This is a genomic window from Vibrio sp. 1557, from assembly GCF_033340175.1.
In the GTDB taxonomy this organism is placed as follows: Bacteria; Pseudomonadota; Gammaproteobacteria; order Enterobacterales; family Vibrionaceae; genus Vibrio; species Vibrio alginolyticus.
Map to the genome: position 1 here is coordinate 64465 of NZ_JAWOVZ010000014.1, position 22897 is coordinate 87361.

26 protein-coding genes and 1 pseudogene are annotated in these 22897 nt (G+C 41.9%); 20 read left to right on the plus strand and 7 right to left on the minus strand.

What is annotated here, in order from left to right; genetic code table 11:
• Positions 1–28 precede the first annotated feature (28 nt).
• Together R7070_RS16370 and R7070_RS16375 are read right to left on the minus strand one after the other, a co-directional pair.
• On the minus strand, positions 29–565 hold the full coding sequence (locus R7070_RS16370; protein WP_017634623.1) for a hypothetical protein: 537 nt from the start codon (positions 563–565) through the stop codon (positions 29–31).
• A 155-nt stretch (positions 566–720) separates the two neighbouring features.
• Complete coding sequence (locus R7070_RS16375) at positions 721–1095, minus strand: YgiW/YdeI family stress tolerance OB fold protein (RefSeq protein WP_005376220.1); 375 nt, start codon at positions 1093–1095, stop codon at positions 721–723.
• Between the two features lie 155 nt (positions 1096–1250).
• Between R7070_RS16375 and R7070_RS16380 the strand changes: the two genes are divergently transcribed.
• From R7070_RS16380 to modC, 4 genes are all read left to right on the plus strand, one after another.
• Positions 1251–2702 (plus strand): cobyric acid synthase, encoded by a 1452-nt coding sequence (locus tag R7070_RS16380; RefSeq protein ID WP_064369677.1) that lies wholly within the window; start codon positions 1251–1253, stop codon positions 2700–2702.
• Positions 2703–2771: 69 nt separating this feature from the next.
• The gene (modA, locus tag R7070_RS16385; RefSeq protein WP_085569023.1) at positions 2772–3527 is read left to right on the plus strand and encodes a molybdate ABC transporter substrate-binding protein; all 756 of its coding nucleotides are present in this window, start codon (positions 2772–2774) and stop codon (positions 3525–3527) included.
• A 27-nt stretch (positions 3528–3554) separates the two neighbouring features.
• Positions 3555–4244, plus strand: a complete 690-nt coding sequence (gene modB, locus R7070_RS16390) for a molybdate ABC transporter permease subunit (RefSeq protein ID WP_064376841.1) — start codon at positions 3555–3557, stop codon at positions 4242–4244.
• Positions 4241–5347, plus strand: a complete 1107-nt coding sequence (modC, locus tag R7070_RS16395) for a molybdenum ABC transporter ATP-binding protein ModC (protein ID WP_005376229.1) — start codon at positions 4241–4243, stop codon at positions 5345–5347. Before modB ends, modC begins: the two co-directional genes overlap by 4 nt.
• A 76-nt stretch (positions 5348–5423) precedes the next feature.
• Here the strand turns inward: modC and R7070_RS16400 are convergent, their stop codons facing one another.
• Positions 5424–5861 (minus strand): DUF3069 domain-containing protein, encoded by a 438-nt coding sequence (locus R7070_RS16400; protein WP_182016087.1) that lies wholly within the window; start codon positions 5859–5861, stop codon positions 5424–5426.
• A gap of 273 nt (positions 5862–6134) precedes the next feature.
• Here R7070_RS16400 and R7070_RS16405 point away from each other — a divergent pair, with 273 nt between their 5' ends.
• Complete coding sequence (locus tag R7070_RS16405; protein ID WP_171053575.1) at positions 6135–7094, plus strand: diguanylate cyclase; 960 nt, start codon at positions 6135–6137, stop codon at positions 7092–7094.
• Positions 7095–7346: 252 nt separating this feature from the next.
• Here R7070_RS16405 and R7070_RS16410 read toward each other — a convergent pair whose 3' ends face one another.
• Positions 7347–8585 (minus strand): sensor domain-containing diguanylate cyclase, encoded by a 1239-nt coding sequence (locus R7070_RS16410; RefSeq protein ID WP_130545642.1) that lies wholly within the window; start codon positions 8583–8585, stop codon positions 7347–7349.
• 253 nt (positions 8586–8838) lie between these two features.
• Here R7070_RS16410 and R7070_RS16415 point away from each other — a divergent pair, with 253 nt between their 5' ends.
• The 10 genes from R7070_RS16415 to R7070_RS16460 all read left to right on the plus strand — a co-directional run bounded on the left by R7070_RS16415 (position 8839) and on the right by R7070_RS16460 (position 18694).
• Complete coding sequence (locus R7070_RS16415) at positions 8839–9207, plus strand: late competence development ComFB family protein (protein WP_047101090.1); 369 nt, start codon at positions 8839–8841, stop codon at positions 9205–9207.
• Between the two features lie 41 nt (positions 9208–9248).
• Positions 9249–9530, plus strand: a complete 282-nt coding sequence (locus R7070_RS16420; RefSeq protein ID WP_005376244.1) for an HlyU family transcriptional regulator — start codon at positions 9249–9251, stop codon at positions 9528–9530.
• 434 nt (positions 9531–9964) lie between these two features.
• Positions 9965–11521, plus strand: a complete 1557-nt coding sequence (locus R7070_RS16425; protein WP_025767765.1) for a Re/Si-specific NAD(P)(+) transhydrogenase subunit alpha — start codon at positions 9965–9967, stop codon at positions 11519–11521.
• A gap of 8 nt (positions 11522–11529) precedes the next feature.
• A complete protein-coding gene (gene pntB, locus R7070_RS16430; RefSeq protein ID WP_256900058.1) occupies positions 11530–12906 on the plus strand; it encodes a Re/Si-specific NAD(P)(+) transhydrogenase subunit beta in 1377 nt (458 codons plus the stop codon).
• Positions 12907–13061: 155 nt separating this feature from the next.
• On the plus strand, positions 13062–14516 hold the full coding sequence (gene vxrA, locus R7070_RS16435; RefSeq protein ID WP_025767766.1) for a sensor histidine kinase VxrA: 1455 nt from the start codon (positions 13062–13064) through the stop codon (positions 14514–14516).
• On the plus strand, positions 14491–15153 hold the full coding sequence (vxrB, locus tag R7070_RS16440) for a response regulator transcription factor VxrB (RefSeq protein ID WP_005376251.1): 663 nt from the start codon (positions 14491–14493) through the stop codon (positions 15151–15153). Before vxrA ends, vxrB begins: the two co-directional genes overlap by 26 nt.
• A gap of 6 nt (positions 15154–15159) precedes the next feature.
• Positions 15160–16041: a DUF2861 family protein gene (locus R7070_RS16445; protein ID WP_005388048.1), complete on the plus strand. Its 882-nt coding sequence runs from the start codon at positions 15160–15162 to the stop codon at positions 16039–16041.
• Between the two features lie 60 nt (positions 16042–16101).
• On the plus strand, positions 16102–17223 hold the full coding sequence (locus R7070_RS16450; protein WP_085569025.1) for a conjugal transfer protein TraF: 1122 nt from the start codon (positions 16102–16104) through the stop codon (positions 17221–17223).
• Positions 17224–17264: 41 nt separating this feature from the next.
• Positions 17265–17426 carry a YoaH family protein gene (locus tag R7070_RS16455; RefSeq protein WP_005376257.1) on the plus strand — a complete coding sequence of 54 codons (162 nt, stop codon included), beginning with the start codon at positions 17265–17267 and terminating at the stop codon, positions 17424–17426.
• Positions 17427–18304: 878 nt separating this feature from the next.
• Positions 18305–18694, plus strand: coding sequence for a universal stress protein (locus R7070_RS16460; RefSeq protein WP_256900059.1), 390 nt, complete (start codon positions 18305–18307; stop codon positions 18692–18694).
• A gap of 91 nt (positions 18695–18785) precedes the next feature.
• Here R7070_RS16460 and R7070_RS16465 read toward each other — a convergent pair whose 3' ends face one another.
• Together R7070_RS16465 and R7070_RS16470 are read right to left on the minus strand one after the other, a co-directional pair.
• On the minus strand, positions 18786–18998 hold the full coding sequence (locus tag R7070_RS16465) for a hypothetical protein (protein ID WP_005376260.1): 213 nt from the start codon (positions 18996–18998) through the stop codon (positions 18786–18788).
• A 296-nt stretch (positions 18999–19294) separates the two neighbouring features.
• Positions 19295–19552, minus strand: a pseudogene (locus R7070_RS16470) (LysR substrate-binding domain-containing protein); the annotation flags it as partial.
• Between the two features lie 140 nt (positions 19553–19692).
• Here R7070_RS16470 and R7070_RS16475 point away from each other — a divergent pair.
• Entirely contained in the window at positions 19693–19926 is a 234-nt protein-coding gene (locus R7070_RS16475) for a hypothetical protein (protein ID WP_085569028.1), read from the plus strand.
• 473 nt (positions 19927–20399) lie between these two features.
• On the opposite strand, the gene R7070_RS16480 is transcribed toward R7070_RS16475, so the two are convergent.
• A complete protein-coding gene (locus R7070_RS16480; protein ID WP_021823321.1) occupies positions 20400–20786 on the minus strand; it encodes a helix-turn-helix transcriptional regulator in 387 nt (128 codons plus the stop codon).
• Positions 20787–20906: 120 nt separating this feature from the next.
• On the opposite strand from R7070_RS16480, the gene R7070_RS16485 reads away from it, so the two are divergent.
• From R7070_RS16485 to R7070_RS16500, 4 genes are all read left to right on the plus strand, one after another.
• Positions 20907–22049: a phage/plasmid replication protein, II/X family gene (locus R7070_RS16485; protein ID WP_079855096.1), complete on the plus strand. Its 1143-nt coding sequence runs from the start codon at positions 20907–20909 to the stop codon at positions 22047–22049.
• A gap of 13 nt (positions 22050–22062) precedes the next feature.
• Complete coding sequence (locus R7070_RS16490; RefSeq protein WP_021822574.1) at positions 22063–22344, plus strand: single-stranded DNA-binding protein; 282 nt, start codon at positions 22063–22065, stop codon at positions 22342–22344.
• Positions 22341–22538: a hypothetical protein gene (locus R7070_RS16495; protein ID WP_031841561.1), complete on the plus strand. Its 198-nt coding sequence runs from the start codon at positions 22341–22343 to the stop codon at positions 22536–22538. The genes R7070_RS16490 and R7070_RS16495 overlap by 4 nt, the downstream gene beginning before the upstream one ends.
• 67 nt (positions 22539–22605) lie before the next feature.
• Positions 22606–22815 carry a hypothetical protein gene (locus tag R7070_RS16500; RefSeq protein ID WP_031841562.1) on the plus strand — a complete coding sequence of 70 codons (210 nt, stop codon included), beginning with the start codon at positions 22606–22608 and terminating at the stop codon, positions 22813–22815.
• Positions 22816–22897: the final 82 nt, after the last annotated feature.

Here is a 22897-nt window from a genome sequence, read left to right on the forward strand (position 1 = left end):
GTCATAGTCATAGTCATAGTCATGTCCACTAAAATGCAAAACGAGCAGACATTACAATTTGCTGGCCATAGACACCATTATTTTTGAAATCTGCACCAAGTGATAGTTGCTGAGTTGAGTGGAATCGTGCGCCCAGATTGTAAATGGTGTTCGAATCGTCATTATCTATGATTTGGCCGATACGGCCATGTAGCTCAACATTTTGCATAAACCAAATACGAGTGCCAATATTCACTTCCGTGCGCCACTCGTCGCCGACTTTATCACTGCCGTTCTCTTTAATGTTGTGTACCAACATTTGGCCATAAATATCTGCAAATTGGCCTGCTGGCCCATTAAAGCCTATACCACCAGCAATGTCCCAGTCTCCGCTGAATTCACTGTCTGCGCGAGCAATGAAATGGGTATTCTCTGTAAAGTAGGTATTGAACTCTCCACCAAATGTACCAGGGCTAGTGCCCATGCGAAATTCCATCGTGTTGTAGTTGAAATTATTTGCATGTGCGGAAAGTGGCAAAATAGCACACAAACCAAAGGCTGCAACCTTTAGAGCTTTACCTAGCATGGTGTCTCCGGGCAAGATGATTAAAATGAACAAAAAAATGGTCTGCAAAAAGCAGACCAAGATTGATAAAGCTATCGTTTTAAGTGCTTGCCGTCACTATTTAGCTGTAATCGTCACTACATCATGTTGATATGCACAGCAATCGGGGTTTTGTTTTACATGACCACGAGTTGTTCGACTTCAATCTCTGGCTTATTTCCGCCTTCAAATTCGCCAAACAGACGGACTTTAGTCGTGTGATCAATCGGAGTATTTAGCTGAATATCGTCATCGAGTTCGACCATCACTTCACCGGAACCATCGCTAAAGACAAACTTATCCGCGCGAACTTGACGCAATAAGTTACCTTCAACGACCACATCTTTTTCAGTAAACATATTGGAGTCGTTTAGCAAGGCATCCAATTTTTCCACAGTGACAGGACCGTTAAACTGCAAGTTTGATTGGTTTTGAGCGTTATCTTTCGCGAACGCGATAGAAGGAGCAATAGCTAAGGCGGCGATTGTTGCGATAATTGTATTCTTTTTCATGTTACATCCTCATCGGTTTGTTTTGATGGGGTCATTAAAGCAGGGCTTGTTTGAACCAATGATGATTTCAACATTCATATTCTATTCATTTGCTTGAGTAAGTGGGGACGATGACGTTATGATTGTTCATCTTCCTCTATTCCTTACAAATGTTCATGAAATCAGCGATCCCATCTTTAATGGTTCAAGGCACCACTTCGGATGCCGGAAAAAGTGTCCTTGTGGCAGGTTTATGCCGTGTATTAGCACGAAAAGGGATAAATGTTGCCCCATTTAAGCCACAAAACATGGCACTAAATAGTGCGGTAACCAAAGGTGGCGGTGAAATAGGTCGAGCACAGGCCGTTCAGGCACAGGCGTGTAATATTGAGCCAACCGTACATATGAATCCGGTTTTAATTAAACCTAACAGTGATACAGGTGCTCAGATCATTTTGCAGGGTAAGGCGATTTCCAATATGGATGCGGCTGGCTTTCATGATTACAAGAAAGTGGCGATGGACACGGTGTTAGATTCCTTCTCTCGTCTGACTCAAGAATTTGATTCGATCATTATCGAGGGCGCGGGGAGTCCTGCTGAAATCAATTTACGAGAAGGCGATATTGCAAACATGGGTTTTGCTGAGGCCGCTGATGTACCAGTGATCATTGTTGCTGATATTGATCGTGGTGGAGTGTTTGCACATTTGTACGGAACACTTGCGTTACTTTCTGAATCTGAACAAGCGCGAGTAAAAGGATTTGTTATCAACCGTTTTCGAGGTGATATTCGTTTATTGCAATCGGGCCTCGATTGGCTAGAAGAAAAAACAGGTAAACCTGTACTTGGTGTACTTCCTTTTCTTCATGGTTTGAATTTAGAAGCAGAAGACGCGATCACTGCACAGCAAGAGTTGCACTCTGAGGTAAAACTGAATGTTGTTGTGCCTGTTTTAACCCGGATTAGTAATCATACTGATTTTGATGTGCTGCGATTGAATCCAGACATCAATCTACGTTATGTAGGTAAAGGCGAAAAAATAGATAAAGCCGACCTGGTTATTTTGCCTGGGACCAAATCGGTCAGAGACGATCTGGATTATCTAAGAAGCCAGGGGTGGGATAAAGATATCTTGCGTCATATTCGTCTTGGTGGAAAAGTGATTGGTATCTGTGGCGGCTACCAGATGCTTGGAAACTTGATTGATGATCCAAACGGCGTCGAAGGCCAACCAGGTCAAAGCGAAGGACTTGGCTTGCTTGATATCACTACGACGCTAACTAACAGCAAACAGCTTACAAACACACAAGCACAGCTTTCTCTTAACGGCAAAACAGCCAATGTAAAGGGTTATGAAATCCACGTAGGGCGAAGTGAAGTACGGGGCCTGCAACCTCTTACATTCAGTTCCGGTGAAGCGGAGGGGGCGATCAGCGAGTGTGGCCAAATCATGGGAACCTACCTTCACGGGTTCTTTGACGAGGCAGATGTCTTAAGCCTGGTATCAGAATGGGTAAACGGCACCCAAATCAAACAACAAGACTTTGAAGAGTTAAAGGAGCAAGGCATTAATCGCATCGCAGATGCGATAGAACAACATATGCGCCTTGATTTTTTGTTTAAATAGCACATTAACTGATTGAACTTTATATTCAAATAACCTGTTCTTTCGCTTGCCTTGTATTGGAGTATCTCTATGAAAGCATGGAAAAAGCATGCTTGCCTTGCGGCAGTATTAAGCATTTCATTTTCAGCAAACGCAGCAACGAACCTAAAAGTGTATGCAGCCTCTTCTATGACGAATGCGATTAACGAGATCGCGCAAAACTTTGAAGAAAAGTATGACGTTTCTATCACTCCCGTTTATGGTGGTTCTTCTTCTATCGCTCGACAAATTATCAATGGCGCACCAGCGGATGTATTCATTTCTGCGAACACGAAATGGATGGATTATTTGGTCGATAAAGACGTCATTTATCGTGACAATGTCACAAATCTAGTGCGCAATAGCTTAGTGTTGATTGCGCCTCAGTCTTCAGAATTAACCTCATTTAACTTTTCTGATGCAAAGGCATGGGAGAAGGCATTGCATGGAAATCGTCTTGCTTTAGGCAATCCGACGTCAGTACCTGCTGGTATGTACGCGAAAGAGTCATTGACTACACTGGGTGTATGGAAAGCGGTTCAAACTCACGTCGCACCAGCAAAGAATGTGCGCTTAGCTTTGGCGTTGGTTGAACGTGGAGAAGCGCCTTTAGGTGTGGTCTACAAAACCGATGCTCAGTTAACTGATAAAGTCAAAATTGTCGGCGAATTTGCGAGTGATACGCATGCGGCTATTGTTTACCCGGCTGCAATTGTGAATGATTCTACTGAGTCGGAGCAGTTCTTCCAGTACCTAAAATCGGACGAAGCCGCACGCGTTTTTGCTCAATATGGCTTTCAGCAATAAATCGACCTTCAATTATAGGAACGAAGCGTGACAGAACTGGAATACCAAGCCTTAATGTTAAGCCTCAAAGTAGGCGCGTACGCAGTACTTTGGCTGATTCCTCTCGGCGTTTTTCTTGCTTGGCTACTTTCTCGAAAAACGTTCTTTGGTAAATCGATTCTCGATAGCTTAATTCATTTACCACTGGTATTGCCGCCAGTGGTAATCGGCTATTTGTTGTTGATTTCTTTAGGACGACAAGGGTTCCTTGGAAAGTGGCTCTATGAAAACTTAGGGGTAGTCTTTAGCTTTAATTGGAAAGGGGCAGTAGTCGCTTGTATTGTCGTGGCTTTGCCTTTGATGGTTCGTTCAGTACGCTTAAGCTTAGATAGCGTCGACCCTAAATTGGAGCACGCAGCCTCTACGTTAGGCGCTTCTCCTTTAAAAGTGTTTCTCACCGTCACGTTACCACTGACCATTCCCGGAATTATTACGGGCACGATGCTGTCATTTGCTCGTAGTCTTGGCGAATTCGGGGCGACGATCAGTTTCGTCTCTAACATTCCGGGTGAGACCCAAACTATTCCGCTGGCAATGTACAACTTTATTGAAACGCCAGGTGCAGAAATGCAGGCGGCTCGTCTGTGTATCATTTCTATCGCGTTAGCCTTGTCTACATTAATGATCTCTGAATGGCTAAATCGTAAAGCGGCAAGCAGATTGGGTGCGAAACAATGACGATTAAAGTCCAATTTAAACAAATGCTTGGTGAGACTGACTTCGACATCAAACTTAAGTTACCCTGTAACGGAATTAGTGCCTTGTTTGGACGATCTGGTGCAGGTAAAACGACGTTGATTAACATCATCAGCGGATTGGTCACTCCAAGGCAAGGGTATGTTGCGGTTGGTGAGCATGTTTTGTTTGACAGTGAACAGGGAATCAACCTACCAACGCACAAGCGTGGTATTGGTTATGTGTTTCAGGATTCACGTTTGTTTCCTCACTATTCGGTTCAAGGCAATTTGTTATATGGCGTTAAAGAAAAAGATGACGAGTATTTTGATGCAGTCACCGAACTCTTGTCTATCAAACCGTTACTAAAGCGCTTTCCGGTATCACTTTCTGGTGGTGAAAAGCAACGTGTTGCGATTGCGCGCGCATTGCTATCTAAACCCAATTTGCTTTTGATGGATGAGCCACTTGCCTCACTCGATATGCCAAGAAAGCGTGAGGTAATGCCTTTTCTCGAGGAGTTGTCGGAGAAGGTAAATATCCCTATTATCTATGTCACACACAGTCTCCAGGAAATTTTAAGGCTTGCTCAGCACCTTGCAATTATTGACCAAGGTAAAATTTCGAGTTCAGGTAAGCTTGAAGAGGTGTGGGCTTCTCATGCTATGCGTCCATGGCAATCTTTCTCAGATCAAAGCAGCTTATTTGAAGGCCGGATTGCTGAACATCATGAACGTTATGCACTGACTTGTATCAGCCTTGCACCTAATGTATTCCTGTGGGTGCAAAAGATTGACGGAACACCAGACACGCCAATACGCTTGCAAGTGCGTGCCAACGACGTTTCTATCACGCTCGAGCAGCCCAAGGCGACGTCGATTCGAAATATTCTGCCTGCTATTGTCGATTCCATCGAAGTGTTTAACGCAGCCGATGACAAACAGAGTATTAATGTATCACTCAAGCTAGACGAGAAATGTTATTTGTGGGCAACGATCACACCGTGGGCCCTTGACGATCTCAACCTAAAAATTGGTAGCCGTGTTTTTGCACAAATTAAAGGTGTCAGTGTGACACAAAAAGATATGGCACTAGCGCCTCATTAACCGTTTAGACTGATTTACGCTTCATGATCAAAAAAGGCCGCAAAGTACGGCCTTTGTTACTAGAAGAATGTCGGAATTACTTCGTGAATACTTCTTTGAATTCACGCTTAAGAAGTGGGTCACGACGTGCTTTCTTAAGTTGCTTAACCATGTCTTTCACACAGTTGTGAAGCACATTATCAAGTAGTTGAGCACGGTATTCTTCTTTATCTTCATCTGTCATGTTTTCTGGCAGATTAAGAGTAGGAAACTCTTCCATCACATTAATACCAGCGAATGCTTGGCCTACAGAAACTAGAGCATGAAACTGTTCAAAGTTGTCTAGAATGTTCTGTGCGCTTGCTGGCATTTCGTCCCATGATTCACGTACCGCTTCTTCAGACACTTCATGGATAGAGGTAACCATTTCGAACATTTGCTCTGGAACTTCGTCAAATTCGATAACTTTACGTAGCTCTGGAGAAATGCTGGCTAGATCGATTTTTTTGCTTTCGCTGTTAGTTGCTTCTGACATGGTGTGTCTCTCATTACAAAAAGGCGGGAATATTAATACCAAATGCATCAAATAGCTATACCCATTAATCCACAAGATGACCAAAGTGAATGAGTTTGTTGAACTTCTGCTCACAGGCCATGATTAGATAGGGTAACGTCCAGTCTAACTGCTTTATGCAATGGATTCCGTGATATTCAAACAAAAATATAGCACTTAATTATGAGTCGAATGCAACAACTCTATGAGTATGGTATATGTTTAATAAAGACATAATTAAAAATGGAACGCGTTATGCAACCGACAGGGACATCGATGCGAATCCTTCTGGTTGACGATGTTCAGCTAGACAGGATGCAGTTGGCTATTCGTCTAAAGCAACTTGGACATATTGTAAAAGCCGTAGGTAGTGGACTAGAGGCGTTAAATACCTACGAGAGTTTTGATCCGGAACTGGTGTTGCTCGATATATCAATGCCAGATATGAACGGTTTTGAAGTCTCTCTTCATATAAGAGAAACGTTTCCGGATTGGATCCCAATTATTTTCTTGAGTAGTCACGAAGAGCCAGAAATGATTGCTAAAGCCATAGATGCGGGCGGTGATGACTATTTAATTAAGCCGGTAGATAAACTGGTACTGAACTCTAAACTTATCGCAATGCAGCGTATTGCTCATATGAGACGAGAGCTTAAGCAAGCGACAGCTCAATTAGAGCAAGTTAATCAACTTTTGACTCAGCAAGCGAATGAAGATGGCCTAACCAAACTCTATAACCGCCGTTATATCGACCATAAGTTGGAATCGATGGTTGCATGGCATGGCCGTCACAACATGCCAATGGCTTTGATTCTATTGGACGTCGATTTTTTTAAACCGTTTAATGATAATTACGGTCATATTGAAGGCGACCGTTGCTTGCAAGCGATTGCGAATCAACTCAAGGCGACGTTTTGTCGCTCTGGGGAATATGTAGGTCGATATGGTGGAGAAGAGTTTGTTGTGTTGCTAGGGTGTACCGACACTCAAACAGCAGAAAGAGAAGCCGAGCGTATACAAGAGGCTATGTATTTTCTCGATTACCCACATGAGTATTCTAGTGTGTCAAGTAGAGTGACGGTGTCACAGGGTGTTTTTGTTTTTCAACCGACAGGGAAAGAAGTGCAATCAGATTTGTATGCAACCGTTGATAAAGCACTATATACATCAAAATCTTTGGGAAGAAACACACATACCGTGGTTAATTCTTTTTAAAAACAAAATCTTATGAATACTACTCCTTTTGTTGCGTTGTCACTTTTTGGTGGTTATTTTAAAGCTAACTCAAAGTAAGATAGGCAAAACAGTGCGAACGGAATGTCGCAATCGGGCGTATACCTTATACCTTTGATTAGATAGATAACATCGGGATAGTGGCAACGATGAGTGCTGTTATTATGCTGATGGGGAAGTTCGGTTTTGTTTTAAACCCGGACAAGCTTGTTAACTTTCACGATTGGTGAGGGTCTAACGAAGCTTTATGCAGTTACGTCCGGCCTTTTTCGCTTTGTAAAGTGCTTCGTCCGCTAATTTAATGACGTCCAGAGGAGCTTGCCCATTCCGGCTATCAGCAACTCCGAAACTTGCGGTAACAAAAACCGACTTTCTTTTCGAGCTGTTGCTACCACGACGTTTTTGTCCTTGTTTATGGTTCTCAGGGCGAGATTCTTCATCGCGTAATATCATCTCGTATTCTGCAATCGATTTGCGAGCTTCTTCCAAAAAGTTCTTACATTCGTCAGCGTATTTGCCTTTAAAAACGATGGTAAATTCTTCTCCGCCAAATCGATAAACTTTTGCGCCGCCTGGGGTTTTAGTGAGGCGCGAAGCGACCATTTTTAGAACGTCATCACCAGTATCGTGACCGTAGGTGTCATTAAACTTTTTAAAATGGTCAACATCAAGCATTGCGATCGTGAACTTCTTACCCATGTGTTTTAGATCGAGATCAAGTGCACGTCTGCTCGGAATCAGCGTTAGGCTATCGGTGAAAGCCAATTGATGGCTAGCGGAAGCGGCATAAATAATGATAAGCAGCCCTGTTAGCGTAAACATGGTGCTTGATATGTACTGCACATCAAAGAAAATGAACGTCGCAGACGCCAATACCATGGCAGAGTAGGTCATCGCATGGATAATTTCATTCTTCTTTAAAACAAGAATTCCAAGAAAACAGACAATACCCACGCAATATAAAACAAGAATGAAAGGCAGTTTAGAGACCGTCGGTACAATAAATAAAATACCGCTTGTCCATTGTTCAAACCCTCCTTCAACGTAATATGCTAGCGTTAGATAAGACCAAAGAACGAACATTGCTAACATCAAGATGTAAGTCAACATGGCTCTAGAGTCAAAACCTTCTTTACTAAACAAAAATACCGTAAGAAACGAGACAGGAAGTAACGTGGCTAAAATGGTTAGCTCAAGTAAAGCGGTACCACTTTGAAGCGGGACTTGTAGGCGGTGCTGTATCACGAAATAGGCTAGCAACATTGCCAAGCACACCATGGACTCTCTGCCTTGCTTAAATGAATAACAAAGGAGTAGCGCACAACCTAATAGTATGTACGGCAAGTTTGCGGCAATGCCCCAGTTTGCCTGAGTCATCTGAATAATGCTGTCCATGCCCGAACTCACTATGCCCAGTAGCAAAAAAGGGAATAAGAATCTGAAGCCTGATGAAGTCATTGACGATGAGGACATCTATTACAAACTGCCTGAAAATAGTTGACTATATAATTGGTTAGGTAAATCGTTTTATCAATATGGATATTTATCCGTTATTGAATTTCGAACTTTGAGAACTAGCAAGAATACGTCTATTTGTTCCTTTTCCCAAGTATTTTGGAAGACATTACCGCAAAAAGAGAGAGATTGATTAAATTAAGAGCAATCAATAAGTTGTTATAAACAAGTCGTTGCTATACTCATTTCATAGGAAAAAGGAGATTTACAGATGCAGATAAGCTCAGATGTGCACAATTACATGGAAACATTAGTAGGTCAGGTTCTCAGTTTGCCCGAATTTTTAGAACAGTATGACAACGAACAGTTAGCCGATATTGCTTGCCTTGCGCTTATCCAGCTCAAGCCTGTCTATATCCGTTATGATATTGATTTTTTGTCTTCACTTCCTGAACAAAAATTAAGCCAGTTTAAGCAAAGCGCGGATATAGCGGTGAAAAACGCCGCAGAAATGGTGAAAGAAGACAGGCGTAAGAACCGAGAGTATGATGTGCCTGTAATTTTTTCCCATACTAGTTATGATGATGACAAAGAGTTGGATTGGTATGAAAAACCGATCCTTAACGTTAATATTAAGTAAGAGTCGCTCAGTTGACTAGTGAGCTGACCCAAGGAGGAATCGTGGGATTTTTTTCGCGTTTGTTTGGTGGTAGTGAGAAAACGGTTGAAGCCAAAAATATCGAACCAGTTGAATATAAAGGTTTCCTTATTTACCCAGAGAGCCTTTCAGAGGGCGGACAATATCGCATCGCTGGTCGAATAGAAAAGCATGACAATGATGAAGTGAAAACACATCGGTTTATTCGCTCCGATTTGCTTGGCTCAGAGCAAGATGCCAATGACCTTATGTTGAAGAAATCTCAAATGTTTATTGATCAAATGGGCGATAAAATCTTCGACTAGCAATTTACTGCAATTTGATTCCAGTCATCTTAAAAAGAGCCATTAGTGTATATGCTAGTGGCTCTTTCTTTTTAACGCTTAAATCTCTGTTAAGTCAGTATTTAATCGTTACCTGGTTAGACCTCAGTCTAGTACGGTGTTGCGTTGTTATTTTTCGTGCACAGAGCGACAATCATTCATTACTTAGCGTTATATGTAATGAAATTTAGTATTTAAATTACAAAACACTTGAAGTAATGAGACGCGTTCGATACAAACAGAATAATAACAGGGCTGTTAGTCAAGGTGTTATTGTGCAAATGGGTGTCCCCAAACATCATCTTTCGTTTGCAATTGTCTTGCGTGGTAAACAGATAGAAATAAAAAAGAATTAGAGTAGAGCGACGCTCTGTTTTGGGACTAATTTATTGATATGTATACAAGGAGTATGCGTTTTGCAAATCGGTGTACCTAAAGAGATACTCGCGGGTGAATCGCGAGTGGCTGCATCGCCGAAGTCGGTTGAGCAGTTAATAAAATTGGGATTCGATGTCGCGATTGAATCCCAAGCGGGGGGGCTAGCGAGTTTCGATGATGCCGCTTATGAAGCAGCTGGTGCGAAAATCGTTTCTAGTGAAGAAGTTTGGGCATCTGGCCTTATTTTAAAAGTTAATGCGCCAATTGTGGATGATGAGCAAGGCATTGACGAAATTGCGTTACTGCAAGATGGAGCAACACTGGTTAGCTTTATTTGGCCGGCTCAAAATGCTGAGTTGATGGAACAACTTTCAAGTAAGAACATTAACGTTCTTGCCATGGATTCCGTTCCTCGTATCTCACGTGCACAAGCCTTAGATGCGCTATCTTCGATGGCTAATATCGCTGGTTATCGCGCAGTGGTTGAGGCAGCTCATGAGTTTGGTCGTTTCTTTACAGGTCAAATTACGGCTGCCGGTAAAGTACCTCCAGCGAAAGTATTGGTTGCGGGTGCTGGCGTCGCTGGCTTGGCGGCTATTGGTGCTGCAGGTAGCTTAGGTGCTATTGTCCGTGCGTTTGACGTTCGCCCAGAAGTAAAAGAGCAAGTTGAATCGATGGGCGCTGAGTTCCTGACCGTTGACTTTCAAGAAGAGTCTGGCTCTGGGGATGGCTACGCAAAAGAAATGTCTGATGACTTCAACAAAAAAGCGGCAGAGTTATACGCAGAGCAAGCTAAAGATGTTGATATCATTATTACGACCGCGCTCATCCCTGGTAAACCTGCGCCGAAGTTGATCACCAAAGAAATGGTCGACAGCATGAAAGCGGGCAGTGTAATTGTCGACTTGGCAGCTGCTAATGGCGGTAACTGTGAATATACAGTGAAAGACCAAGTTATCATGACGGATAACGGCGTAAAAATTGTTGGTTACACTGACATGGTTGGTCGTTTGCCAACACAATCTTCTCAGCTTTACGCGACAAACCTTGTCAATCTTCTAAAACTGTTGTGTAAAGAGAAAGATGGCAACATCAATATTGATTTTGAAGATGTTGTTATCCGTGGCGTTACCGTGGTGAAAGAAGGTGAAGTTACTTGGCCAGCGCCACCAATTCAGGTTTCAGCTCAGCCGCAAGTGAAACAAGAACAGCCTGTGAAGCCAGAGCCTAAAGTAGAAGAACCTACGTCTCCAACGAAGAAAATTATTGGTGTGGCAGCGGCTGTTGGAGCCTTTGCATGGGTAGCATCGGTTGCTCCAGCGGCGTTTCTCTCTCACTTTACTGTATTTGTTCTAGCGTGTGTTGTCGGATACTACGTAGTATGGAATGTTACCCATGCACTTCATACTCCACTAATGTCAGTAACGAATGCTATCTCTGGCATTATTGTCGTTGGTGCATTACTGCAAATTGGACAAGGCAATGGCGTCGTTTCGTTCCTATCTTTTATTGCCGTATTGATCGCGAGTATCAATATCTTCGGTGGTTTCACCGTCACCAAGCGTATGCTTGAAATGTTCCGCAAAGATAAATAGGAGTCACAATGTCTGCAGGATTAGTACAAGCAGCTTACATTGTTGCTGCATTATTTTTCATCATGAGTTTGGCGGGGCTTTCAAAGCAAGAGTCTGCTCGTAATGGTAACTACTACGGTATCGCTGGTATGACGATCGCGCTGATAGCGACGATCTTTAGCCCAGATGCGCAAGGTTTTGGTCGGATCATTATCGCGATGGCGATAGGTGGTGCGATCGGTATTTTCTATGCGAAGAAAGTAGAAATGACCGAGATGCCAGAACTGGTTGCGATTCTACACAGCTTTGTAGGTTTAGCTGCGGTTTTAGTTGGCTACAACAGCTACCTAGATGCGCCAGAAGCAGCAACACATGCTGAGCATGTTATCCACCTTGTAGAAGTATTCTTGGGTGTGTTCATCGGTGCCGTAACTTTCACCGGTTCAATTGTCGCATTTGGTAAGCTGCGTGGTGTGATTTCTTCGTCGCCACTTAACCTGCCTCATAAGCACAAAATGAACCTCGCAGCGGTTGTTATTTCTACGCTTCTTATGATCTACTTCGTAAAAGCAGATGGCAGCATGTTCGCTCTTATTGTGATGACTTTGATCGCGTTCGCATTCGGCTACCATTTAGTCGCTTCAATCGGTGGTGCTGATATGCCAGTTGTTGTCTCTATGTTGAACTCATACTCAGGTTGGGCAGCAGCGGCAGCAGGTTTCATGCTAGCAAATGATCTATTGATTGTAACAGGTGCTTTGGTAGGTTCATCAGGTGCGATTCTTTCTTACATCATGTGTAAAGCAATGAACCGTTCGTTTATCAGTGTTATTGCCGGTGGTTTTGGTCAAGAGATAGTGATTTCAGGTGACGAAGAGCAGGGCGAATATCGTGAAACAACGGCTGAAGAAGTTGCAGAGATGTTGAAGAACTCAAAATCAGTAATCATCACTCCAGGATATGGCATGGCAGTAGCTCAGGCACAATACCCTGTTCATGAAATTACTGATGTACTTCGTTCACAAGGTATTGAAGTTCGCTTTGGGATTCACCCAGTAGCGGGTCGTCTACCGGGGCATATGAATGTGTTACTCGCTGAAGCAAAAGTACCGTATGATATCGTTCTTGAAATGGATGAAATCAATGATGACTTTGCTGAAACCGATACCGTATTGGTTATCGGTGCTAACGATACGGTCAACCCAGCCGCACTGGAAGATCCGAACAGCCCAATCGCTGGTATGCCCGTATTGGAGGTATGGAATGCGAAAAACGTAGTGGTATTCAAGCGCTCAATGAATACGGGTTACGCAGGGGTACAGAACCCACTGTTCTTCAAAGAAAATACATCAATGCTATTTGGTGATGCGAAAGAAAGTGTTGAGTCTATTTTTAAAGCACTTTAACCATTCTTGATTTAAAACTATACAGGGTCAGCAATCGCTGGCCCTTTTTTGTTCCGTTTCAATGTTATAGTAATGCAAATCCTTCTGTTAGCTGATGTCAATTGCTTGTAGATTGATGTATAGTTTTGGCTAATGTAACAAGTGACGGTAACAGTTTGATTAAAAAGTTTTTGCTCGGTTTTGCAACTGTATTGCCGCTTTTTTCGGCACCTGCATTTTCCGATTCACTACCAGAAAGAATAGATACGTTTACAGAGCTATTTAACTATGAAGTAGCTCTTAAGTCGTACGATATTCGTATTCTGCAATCAAATTATCCTACCAAGTTACTTGCGCCAGATTCGCTTCTGCCGCAAACGTCTGACTATCCGTTAAAAGATATCCAACAGCTTTACAGCTTGGCGAATACTTGTCGTGGCAAATTACCATTAAGTCCTTTAATTACTGAGCCTTTAGTATTTACAAGAGCGATTTGTAAAGGGACGCAGCTGACACCTCGTTGGTTCTCGCGTAGTGGTCTCATTCACCCTGGTGGTGGGACGTACGCGGCGCGTTATGTGGATAAGTATCCAGAACTCAAACCCAAACTATCTCAGTACATGCATATAAAAGAGCGTGATAACGAGGAAGGGGATGAGTTGCTAGAAAGCTTGAAAAACATGGATGACGACGCCATTAATGCTTTGATTGCAGGCGCGAGCATGTTTATTGAAGGTAATGAACTTTGGCTAAGACGTGGTGACCGTTACTTTGTTTTCGAGAAAGATATCTGGCAAGAGAACGTAGCGAATGCGGGTTTGTCATACGCTCTAGCCTCTCAAAGCAAAAGTTGCTTTGTTAAACGAGGCAATATTTGTTGGGATGTAGAAGATCACTCGCAAGTTTTGCGGATCAGTATGATCATACTGGTAATCGCCAATATTCTTTTGGTGATTGGTTGGGCGGTATACCGTTGGAATAGCAAGCGAGAAGAACTACGTAGTAGAATGCTCGTGTTGCAAATTTTAACGCATGAGCTCAGAACACCGATTGCATCTCTATCACTAACGGTTGAGGGCTTTCGTCGAGAGTTCGAGCATTTGCCTGAAAGTGTGTATGACGAATTCCGCAGATTGTGTGAAGATACGCGCCGCCTGCGTCAATTGGCAGAAGCGAGTAAAGATTATTTGCAATCTGATAACCAAATGCTTGCAACAGACTGGGTACCATCCGTTGCAGATTGGTTAGAATTTAAGATCGAAGAAGAATTTGATAGTGCCGTGCTTTTTAACATCAATGAAGATGTGGCTGCTAAAGTTAATGTGTACTGGTTAGGAACTTGTATCGATAACTTGCTTCGTAATGCGCTTAAGTACGGTGTCGCACCGGTTGAATTGGATGTCTCAACTAGTGAAGAAAAAATAGTATTCCAAGTCCGAGATGCAGGAGGCCTAACGGCTAAAGATTGGGCAAATTTGAAGAAACCGTTCGTAAGTAAGAGCGGGTTAGGACTTGGATTAACAATCGTTGAATCTATGGTAGGCCGCATGGGCGGAAAAATGTCCTTAATGGGACCACCTACAACTTTTATATTGGAGATACCTTGTGAAACAGACACTGCTTCTCGTTGAGGACGATAAAAACTTGGCTGACGGCCTGTTAGTAAGCCTGGAACAAGCAGGATATGAGTGTTTACATGTGGAGCGTATTGCAGACGTAGAGCCACAATGGAAAAAAGCTGACTTGGTAATTCTCGATCGCCAACTCCCAGATGGTGACTCTGTACAATGTCTCCCAGAATGGAAACAGATTAAAGACGTACCAGTTATCTTGTTAACGGCACTTGTTACCGTAAAAGATAAAGTTGCAGGCCTTGATTCCGGCGCGAACGACTACTTAACAAAGCCTTTTGCTGAAGCGGAGCTTTTTGCGAGAATCCGTGCACAGCTACGAGCACCGGATTCAGCAGAACAAAGCAACGCTGATAAAGTGATTACAAAAGACTTAGAGATTGACCGCTCGACTCGTGAAGTGACTTATAAAGACGAGCTAATTACGCTTACTCGAACAGAGTTTGATTTGCTGCTATTTTTGGCGTCAAACTTAGGTCGCGTGTTTACTCGTGATGAGCTACTTGACCACGTTTGGGGTTACAATCACTTCCCGACAACACGTACGGTTGATACACATGTATTACAGCTTCGTCAAAAACTGCCAGGACTGGAAATTGAAACACTTCGTGGTGTTGGCTACAAGATGAAAGCATAAGTCGTAATGAAAATACTACTCCCTGTAGTTGTCTCATTAGCGTTAGTGAAACCAGTCCATGCGATGGACTGGTTTCAAACTAACACGCCTTTAACACAGGCACATCAACACTTACTTGAAGATGATCTTGCGGGTATGTTCAACTCTCTTGTTGAACTCTGGCAAACGGAACCAAGTAAAGATTTGACTCCTCACCTTAATGATCTTCTTGGTCAGTCACTATCTAAAAACTGTGGCAAGGCACTCACTGGTGTAACGCTGCCTGATTGGATAAGTGGTGTGAACGTTATTCGTCAGACTATTCAAAGCCCTGGGCGAGATACATTTAGATTGGTGATCAAGCTAAGAGCTACAACTGACATCGAAAATATTTCATTTAATCGATGGGTGGATGATTCTATATCCGCGGACAGTTCATTCAGCTATGAACAACAGCCGAACGGGACAGAACTTGCCAACGAGCGTAGTTACTCGAAACGCTATAACTTAACAGGCAAGCTTGAAGCTGGTTTATATCACTTAACCGTTGTTTCTACTGATAAACAAGAGTATCGAACTTGGGTAATACTTGGAGATTCAAACTCTTCTCAATATGTTCGTTGGACATCTAAAGAGAATTGGAAAGTAGAAAAGAGCGCACTTCGTAATCCCCATTGTCCATTACCGCAACTTGAAGTTGGTTTGTATGACTACATTGATGGCCAGTACGAGCAAATGTGGAAAAAGACTTATGAGTCTAACTATCCAAATTCATTGGAGCTAGCGGGTGTCCCAAACGATAGATACGTATTGGCGGTAAGTATCAATAGTCGCCGTTGGCAGGGCGATATAATTGTTGAGCAGGCTCAAACTATTAGCCGAACCTATGATCTTTCCCAGGAAGAATAGTTAAAGAAATACTACTTGTGCCGATAAAGGTTCAGGACGAACTAAAATCACAAGTGTAGTATGAAAAACAAATATAAAATTCTTGCCACTTCTGTTGCTACTCTTCTTTTCGCTAATGCTGCTTCTGCTGCTACTTATGCGATAGAGGCTCGTAGTGATGCAATGGGTGGCGTTGGTACCGTATCAGCAACTTATCTAACTGCGCCTTTTTTCAACCCCGCTCTTACTGCGATTTATCGCCGAAATGACGATGCAGGCATGATCGTGCCAAGTTTTGGTGGCAGCTACGATGATCAATATGATCTAGTTGATGAGATCGAACGCATCAGCAAATTGACAGACGTCGATGAAATCAAAAAATCGATGGATGCTATCGATGGGAAAAAGACAGACTTTGATCTTGGTGGTGTCGTTGCCATTGGTATTCCCAACAAATTCTTATCTGCAACTGCATACGGTAAGCTATACACTGAATCATTCGTACAACCAAATGTTGATACCTCAGGTACTAATCCATTAGATGATAGCTATGTACAAGGTGTTTCTATTGGCGTGGCTGAAGCAGGTATTTCACTTGCTAAATACACTAATTTCATGAATCAACACCTTTCTTTTGGTGTTACTCCTAAACTTCAACGTATATACACATACTCATACGCCACGAGTTTTCAGAATTTTGATACTAAAGACTTACGTGAAAATGAGACCGCGGAAACGATGTTTAACTTAGACGCAGGCGCACTTTGGTTCTTTGGCCCATATCGTCTCGGTATTTCAGCGAAAAATTTGATCGGAAGAGACGTTAAAACAAAATCATTCCAATATGGCAGCGATACGATAAAATCATACGAATATAGCATGCGTCCTGTATACACCGTTGGGGCAGGGATTGTTGCCGATTACTTTACGATGAGTGTTGACTACGATCTTAACGAAGAAAAACGTTTTTCATCCTTTGATGATAATACGCAAATGATTCGAGCTGGTATTGAATTTGATATTTTGCGTCAAATGGCATTACGAGCAGGGTATATGAAGAACTTAGCTCGAAGTAATGACGAAGGAACCATTACTGCTGGTATCGGGTTGTCCCCACTTAAGTTGTTCGAATTGGATATCGCAGCTCAGTACACAAACGAGAACGCTATGGGTGCATCCATTAATTTCCTTGCTACCTATTAGTTGAATCGTTATAGTCAGCTCCTCAAAATGAGGAGCTTTTTATGTTTGACGATTTACCCCCTCTATCCCACCAAGAGCAACAACAAGCTGTAGAGAGAATTCAAGAATTGATGGCGAAGGGCACAAGTACTGCAGAAGCTATCAAAATTGTTGCCGAACGGATTCGTTCTGAGTACGCAGAAAAACAACAACAACAAAACTAATCAATTCATGGACAGGGCATACGCCCTGTTTTTTTGCCTTTCTATTTTCTATTCCTTTACATTCCCAAACACCACCCTAATTACACTGTAACTACAATTTACTAAACCTATATGATTTTAATCTTGTTCAATTGCCTTTAAGATTAAATAGCGAGTTAGTAAAATTTTACCTAATCGTGTTAACCTTAGTTTTCGTAGCACAGGCAATTAGGCATTTTTTAAAGAGCTCATAAATTAAACTCAATAATATCAATTATTTACATCGGGCATTTAATCTGCCAGCCATATTGGTTGCGATTGATCTTGTAATTTAATTACAAAGTGCGAGAGGGCTTCGTTCCAAGGTAGAGGATTATGCTGAAAAAAGAAAAAAGATACACCGTAACTTATAACGGTAATTAAACTAGACTTATTAAATACGCGATATAAGAACAGTAAGCACTCGCAGACATATGTAATAGATGAATCGGAAGTTCATCTTATTTAGCTGCTTTTTTAGCCGAAATACGTCTCCTGGATTTGAGCGGAGCGTTACATATTGAACACGCTTAACCTAAAGTAGTTTTACTAAACTAGGCGACGTTGAAGTGGGTAATATGAAACCTCAAGAGTAGTAGAAATCAAGAGCAGTAACGCGTGTTACAACGTAATGTTTCCTGGCATCCTTCCTGTTAAATAGTCCGTCCGATAATTAGAGAAGAAATTGGAAAAACATCGTTGATCTTTGGATGAGAGGAAGCAACAAGGTTGCAATGAAAACTATTTGCCTGTTTTACACTAAACTCCTTTAACTATCATGTAGCAGTAGTTTTGATGTTGTGTTCGCTCTATGTGGACTAGACTTAATATGAGAACAAAAACTAACCAAGGGAGGAATGATGGGTTACAAGCACGTTTTGGTTGCTGTCGACTTATCTAAATCTAGCCAAGCCGTTATCGAAAAAGCAATAATGCAAGCAGATAACTCAAGCAGCAAACTCTCATTTGTTTACGTAGATGTTGATCGGATAGTCATGGAAGCGAAGGAAGAGCAAGAATTGGAAAGAAGGCTGCAAGAGCTCGCTGATAAATGCTTATACCCAGTAAACGAGACCATGGTAGTAATCGGCGATCTTCATATAAAACTATCGGGAATCGTCAAAAAAGAGGGGATAGATTTAGTTGTCTGTGGCTATCATCACAACTTATTGAGTCGCTTTTTTTCATCGATACCAAAGGTTGTGAACGAGGTTGAAGCTGATTTATTAATCGTCTATTTAGATGAGTGATCGACAACTCTTGTTCGCACTCATCATTTTTTTGTCACTAAAAAGCCGAACATAAACGTTCGGCTTGGTATATCGGTGAGAATAAAAGTTTTTAGCCAGGAATGATTGATGCCTCATGAGATAAAACAGATGCAGACTCCGCGTTTGACTGCAGATCAAAATGTACGTTAACTTGCACGCCTTCTCGCTCAAAAGTGACATCATCAAAATCGGTCATAGCGATTTTGAATCCATTTCTAGCAAAAAAGCCAGTCACCATAGTTCGCTGCTTAATTTCTAATGCAGACGCGAGTAGCTTATCCATGGCATTCTCCTTGGTTATTGTGGGGATATGGGTAGAAGATACACATAGATTGGTATGAAATCAATTTTATATAAAGTTGCTTTTGATGAAAATTTTAATGTAAGTCAATCTATCGTTTACCCCACGTGATTTATTCCACGCAAAACCTTGATAACAAGACGGCAGAGCATCTCACATTGTGATAGCAAGCATAAAGATGGGGGTGTTAATAAATACCGCCGAAACAATATGTTACAAAGATTAGCGTTAGGCCTAGTTGAGTAGACAACGCAAAATTCTAAATCTGAACAACCGCCCTAAAATGACTCACTCTTCAATACTTGTGATAACTCAGACCTAATAAAAGTAGATATCTCAGCTAGCTTTCTTGGCAAAGGGTTTTGATAAGGGTAGGCAATATACATGGAACGTTCTATATCAAAAGTTTGCGATATTCGGATGTTTTTGTCTATATAGTTACTTTTAATAAGATAGTTTGGAATGACACCAACCCCAACTCCCTCAGAAACAAAGTTTATTAAAATAGAGGTGCTATCAACTTCGATAACATCAGTCGAGTTGAGTGAACATATGAAGAAAGATCTAGGTATAGATTGAAAAGTAGAGAGTTTACATCTGTTAGATTCCTTGTTCCTATAAAACTAATGTAGTACTTACACGTTTGGGTTAAGCAAATGCGTGTCCATGTTGACTCATGTTGAATGAGCAAGATGCAGAACCAACGTGTACAGTGTTGAACGTAACCCAAGATACAATAAAGGAACTTAATCAGCCACACGGTTTTAAAGTTGATGACTGGTTATTATCAACTTGTCGCTGTGGTGAAATCGAAGTTCACGGTCCATACAAGACAGCTGATGAGGCTTGCAAAGCAGCAACAGCCAAATACGGTGTAACTAAACTGACTTCACCAATGCTAATCTTCTAACTCTTAAGTTCGCATTATGGGTGAGTGTTATGTTGAGTGGTTCGCCTTTGGCCTAGAACGCGCAAAGGGTGGGCGAGAGACTTGCTCATTGTCGCAGTTCGCTGCGTACATGCTAGGAAGGAGAATCGCTTTGAAGTGAGAGCCCGTAACATAACACACATAATGCTGAACTCTTTAGAAGGCATACCAAATAACGGTATGTCTTTTTTATTTGAACCGCTCGCCGCAAGAAGTGATATTGAGCATGCGAAAATCGCTTCGAGGAAGCGGAATTTCTACAGTCTAGACCTTTGGCACTTCCACTCTTAATTAATCAATTCCCATCTAGCACAAAGCCTATTTTTTGAATGGAGGGGCCCCGTTTCGTCGGGGAGGAACCATTCTAAAAAATAGGCTTCTGTTACTTGGATGTTAAGATTTCAGGTTGGGGTTACTGTTACACCCCAACTTTCTCCGGAATTCCGGAATTCCACCTACATATTTTGCTCTATGCTCGCAACTTCGCCTATAGCGTTAAAATACTCGTCATGTCCAAGGCTTTTCATTTCTTCAAAGAATTTTTCATGGTCGGGAATCATCTTCCAAGTGTACATGGTAATTATTTCTTTTGTGGTTTTGCTCATAGCTAATCGGATTATGAACTCTTCCAGTTCTACTTTTTTGTTTCTTTCACCTGAGCAGATTTCGTTCGGTGTGATTTTCAGGTGTTCAGCTAAGAGTTTTATCTGTGTTGCCTTTGGTTCTGTCTCTCCATTTTCCCATTTCAAGTATGTTTGCTTTGCTACTTTTACTTTTTTTGCGATCTCTTCTTGTGTGTAACCACATTCCAATCTTGCCGACTTAATTACATCTTTCAACATCAAAACACCCTCTAAAGTACGATTTGTTCTAAGTATAACACCCTCTTTTCGTACTTAGGTGTTGATATACGCTTTGTTAATCTGTATGTTATAAAAAAACGTACTTGACAGGGTTTTAGCTTGTACTTCATTGACCGTCTTTTCATGCAACAAACACATCCTGATGGGGGGCTTCCTCTCATTGGGACGCATGTTATTGAGCGGCTAGACATGGAGTCTGGGGAATTACTTCCTCCATCGGTTAACCAAAAAAGATTAGAAGGATCGTTTAGCTCGAAACTAAATATCCGATGTGATGGTTTTAAGGTAAGAGTTGAAGGAAATCCATCTCGCTGGCAGCGCATGGATAACTTGTTTGGCTTAACAACTTTAGAAGAGTGCGTGGATATATATAACCACATTCTTGATAGATATGGGTTGCCTCCTTTTACGAAAAACACTCGACTTTACCACCGCCAAACACCCGACAATAAATCATCAACTTTGGTCGGCGATGGAGCCGAAATTACAGCTATAGATTGGACTCAAAACCTATCTGTAGGCAAGGGCAGGGAGTTGTCATTTATTCGCGGCATGTCATCCATGCAAATTGGCAACGGTCGCAAGCCCAATCTTTGGCCTAATGGCCAGTCTTGCAGCTGGGGATATGGCTCTAGCTGGCGCATCGATATTCTTTATCGCAAAGCACATGAACTCAGGGAGCATTTAAAAAAGGACAAACGAAAAAAAGAAGGCGTTTCACCTCAACAGCTTGAATATATTGAACAACTAATAAATTACTGTGACGAACAAGGCGTGGTTAGACAAGAGCACAAATTACAGCAGCTATTTTTAAAACGACATAATTTGCAATTCTACGGCTTAGTTCAAGAAACCGATTTTTATGAACACTTAAACGATATAGAGAACGCTATGAAAACCATCCAGATAAGTCACGATGAGCATGTGTCCATAGCTCAACAATTATTGAATGCAGGTGCGGTAGACACCATTCGCAAAGCAAATACCACGATGAATTACTTCACATTATGGCAGAACGGCGTTGATTTACGGGACGTTCTTAGTGAGAGCCAGTTTTACGAGCATAAGGCTCGATTAAAGAAAATTGGTATCGATATCGGGCAAGTTTTTGATGTTTCACGAATGTGCCCAACTCTTCGACGTTCGGAGGTAATTGACATCAAGCCTCTATCAATCCCTCATTGGTATCGACCGCCAGTTGCTGCTCAATCTAATGTCATGCCATTTAAAGCCATTGCTTAATAGGATTAAAAATATGCTGAAAATTGAAATTTTTGAAGATGATGTAAAGGTTCATACTCGTAAAACAAAACCAAAAGATGATAAGCCAGGACGCGAAATTTTCGAGCAAGATGCTTATGCATATTTAGGGGGTAAGTTCCCAGTACAGATGAAGCTTCAACTAGAAAAGGATCAAGTTCCTTATGCCTCAGGAATATATACAGTTCATAGCTCTAGTTTTACTATTAACAACTTCGGTGGTCTGGAGTTAAAGCGCTTTGGACTAACAATTGAACCATTGGAGCCAGAGCTATGAATGATGTGATTCTATGCGATAACACACTTTATTTTTTATCTAAGAAACAAGCTTATTACTGTAAGCATGATTGGGAAATCTCGGATGCCATAAGAGATTTCTTGGATGGAGCTCCATACAATTTGATTCGAGATGATAATTTCCAATTTAATGAAGCGGAGCATGGCTCGGCTGACGATTGGCAGTTTCTATAAAGACAAAGCCCGCAACTGGTAGGACAGCTACGGGCTTCTAACACAACCAACTTCAGGAGAGTTGATTATGACTAGCAAAGAATACACATTAACAGACGTTTCTGACAGCCTTGAAGGGCTTTATGATATGGCTGTTTACTTAAATTCGGGTTCATACACCGAAGAAATTTCAGAGAAAATTATTCACCACTTGCATGATAAAATCGTTGATTTGCAAGGAATGGTGAATTTCATTCGAATAGCTCCAGAACTGCAAGAATCAAAACCACAAAACTAATTACCCTTAAGTTCGCATTATGGGTGAGTGTTATGTTGAGTGGTTCGCCTTTGGCCTAGAACGCGCAAAGGGTGGGCGAGAG

What these genes read in the sequence shown, in the direction of transcription:
- R7070_RS16455 (WP_005376257.1), top strand. Translation starts at nt 17,265, where the DNA reads ATGTTTGACGATTTACCCCCTCTATCCCACCAAGAGCAACAACAAGCT.
- R7070_RS16450 (WP_085569025.1), top strand. Translation starts at nt 16,102, where the DNA reads ATGAAAAACAAATATAAAATTCTTGCCACTTCTGTTGCTACTCTTCTT.
- R7070_RS16400 (WP_182016087.1), bottom strand. Translation starts at nt 5,861, where the DNA reads ATGTCAGAAGCAACTAACAGCGAAAGCAAAAAAATCGATCTAGCCAGC.
- R7070_RS16465 (WP_005376260.1), bottom strand. Translation starts at nt 18,998, where the DNA reads ATGGATAAGCTACTCGCGTCTGCATTAGAAATTAAGCAGCGAACTATG.
- R7070_RS16445 (WP_005388048.1), top strand. Translation starts at nt 15,160, where the DNA reads ATGAAAATACTACTCCCTGTAGTTGTCTCATTAGCGTTAGTGAAACCA.
- pntB (WP_256900058.1), top strand. Translation starts at nt 11,530, where the DNA reads ATGTCTGCAGGATTAGTACAAGCAGCTTACATTGTTGCTGCATTATTT.
- R7070_RS16410 (WP_130545642.1), bottom strand. Translation starts at nt 8,585, where the DNA reads ATGTCCTCATCGTCAATGACTTCATCAGGCTTCAGATTCTTATTCCCT.
- R7070_RS16500 (WP_031841562.1), top strand. Translation starts at nt 22,606, where the DNA reads ATGACTAGCAAAGAATACACATTAACAGACGTTTCTGACAGCCTTGAA.
- R7070_RS16480 (WP_021823321.1), bottom strand. Translation starts at nt 20,786, where the DNA reads ATGTTGAAAGATGTAATTAAGTCGGCAAGATTGGAATGTGGTTACACA.
- R7070_RS16490 (WP_021822574.1), top strand. Translation starts at nt 22,063, where the DNA reads ATGCTGAAAATTGAAATTTTTGAAGATGATGTAAAGGTTCATACTCGT.
- R7070_RS16405 (WP_171053575.1), top strand. Translation starts at nt 6,135, where the DNA reads ATGCAACCGACAGGGACATCGATGCGAATCCTTCTGGTTGACGATGTT.
- R7070_RS16370 (WP_017634623.1), bottom strand. Translation starts at nt 565, where the DNA reads ATGCTAGGTAAAGCTCTAAAGGTTGCAGCCTTTGGTTTGTGTGCTATT.
- R7070_RS16475 (WP_085569028.1), top strand. Translation starts at nt 19,693, where the DNA reads ATGTTGAATGAGCAAGATGCAGAACCAACGTGTACAGTGTTGAACGTA.
- R7070_RS16460 (WP_256900059.1), top strand. Translation starts at nt 18,305, where the DNA reads ATGGGTTACAAGCACGTTTTGGTTGCTGTCGACTTATCTAAATCTAGC.
- modA (WP_085569023.1), top strand. Translation starts at nt 2,772, where the DNA reads ATGAAAGCATGGAAAAAGCATGCTTGCCTTGCGGCAGTATTAAGCATT.
- modC (WP_005376229.1), top strand. Translation starts at nt 4,241, where the DNA reads ATGACGATTAAAGTCCAATTTAAACAAATGCTTGGTGAGACTGACTTC.
- R7070_RS16415 (WP_047101090.1), top strand. Translation starts at nt 8,839, where the DNA reads ATGCAGATAAGCTCAGATGTGCACAATTACATGGAAACATTAGTAGGT.
- R7070_RS16495 (WP_031841561.1), top strand. Translation starts at nt 22,341, where the DNA reads ATGAATGATGTGATTCTATGCGATAACACACTTTATTTTTTATCTAAG.
- R7070_RS16375 (WP_005376220.1), bottom strand. Translation starts at nt 1,095, where the DNA reads ATGAAAAAGAATACAATTATCGCAACAATCGCCGCCTTAGCTATTGCT.
- R7070_RS16380 (WP_064369677.1), top strand. Translation starts at nt 1,251, where the DNA reads ATGAAATCAGCGATCCCATCTTTAATGGTTCAAGGCACCACTTCGGAT.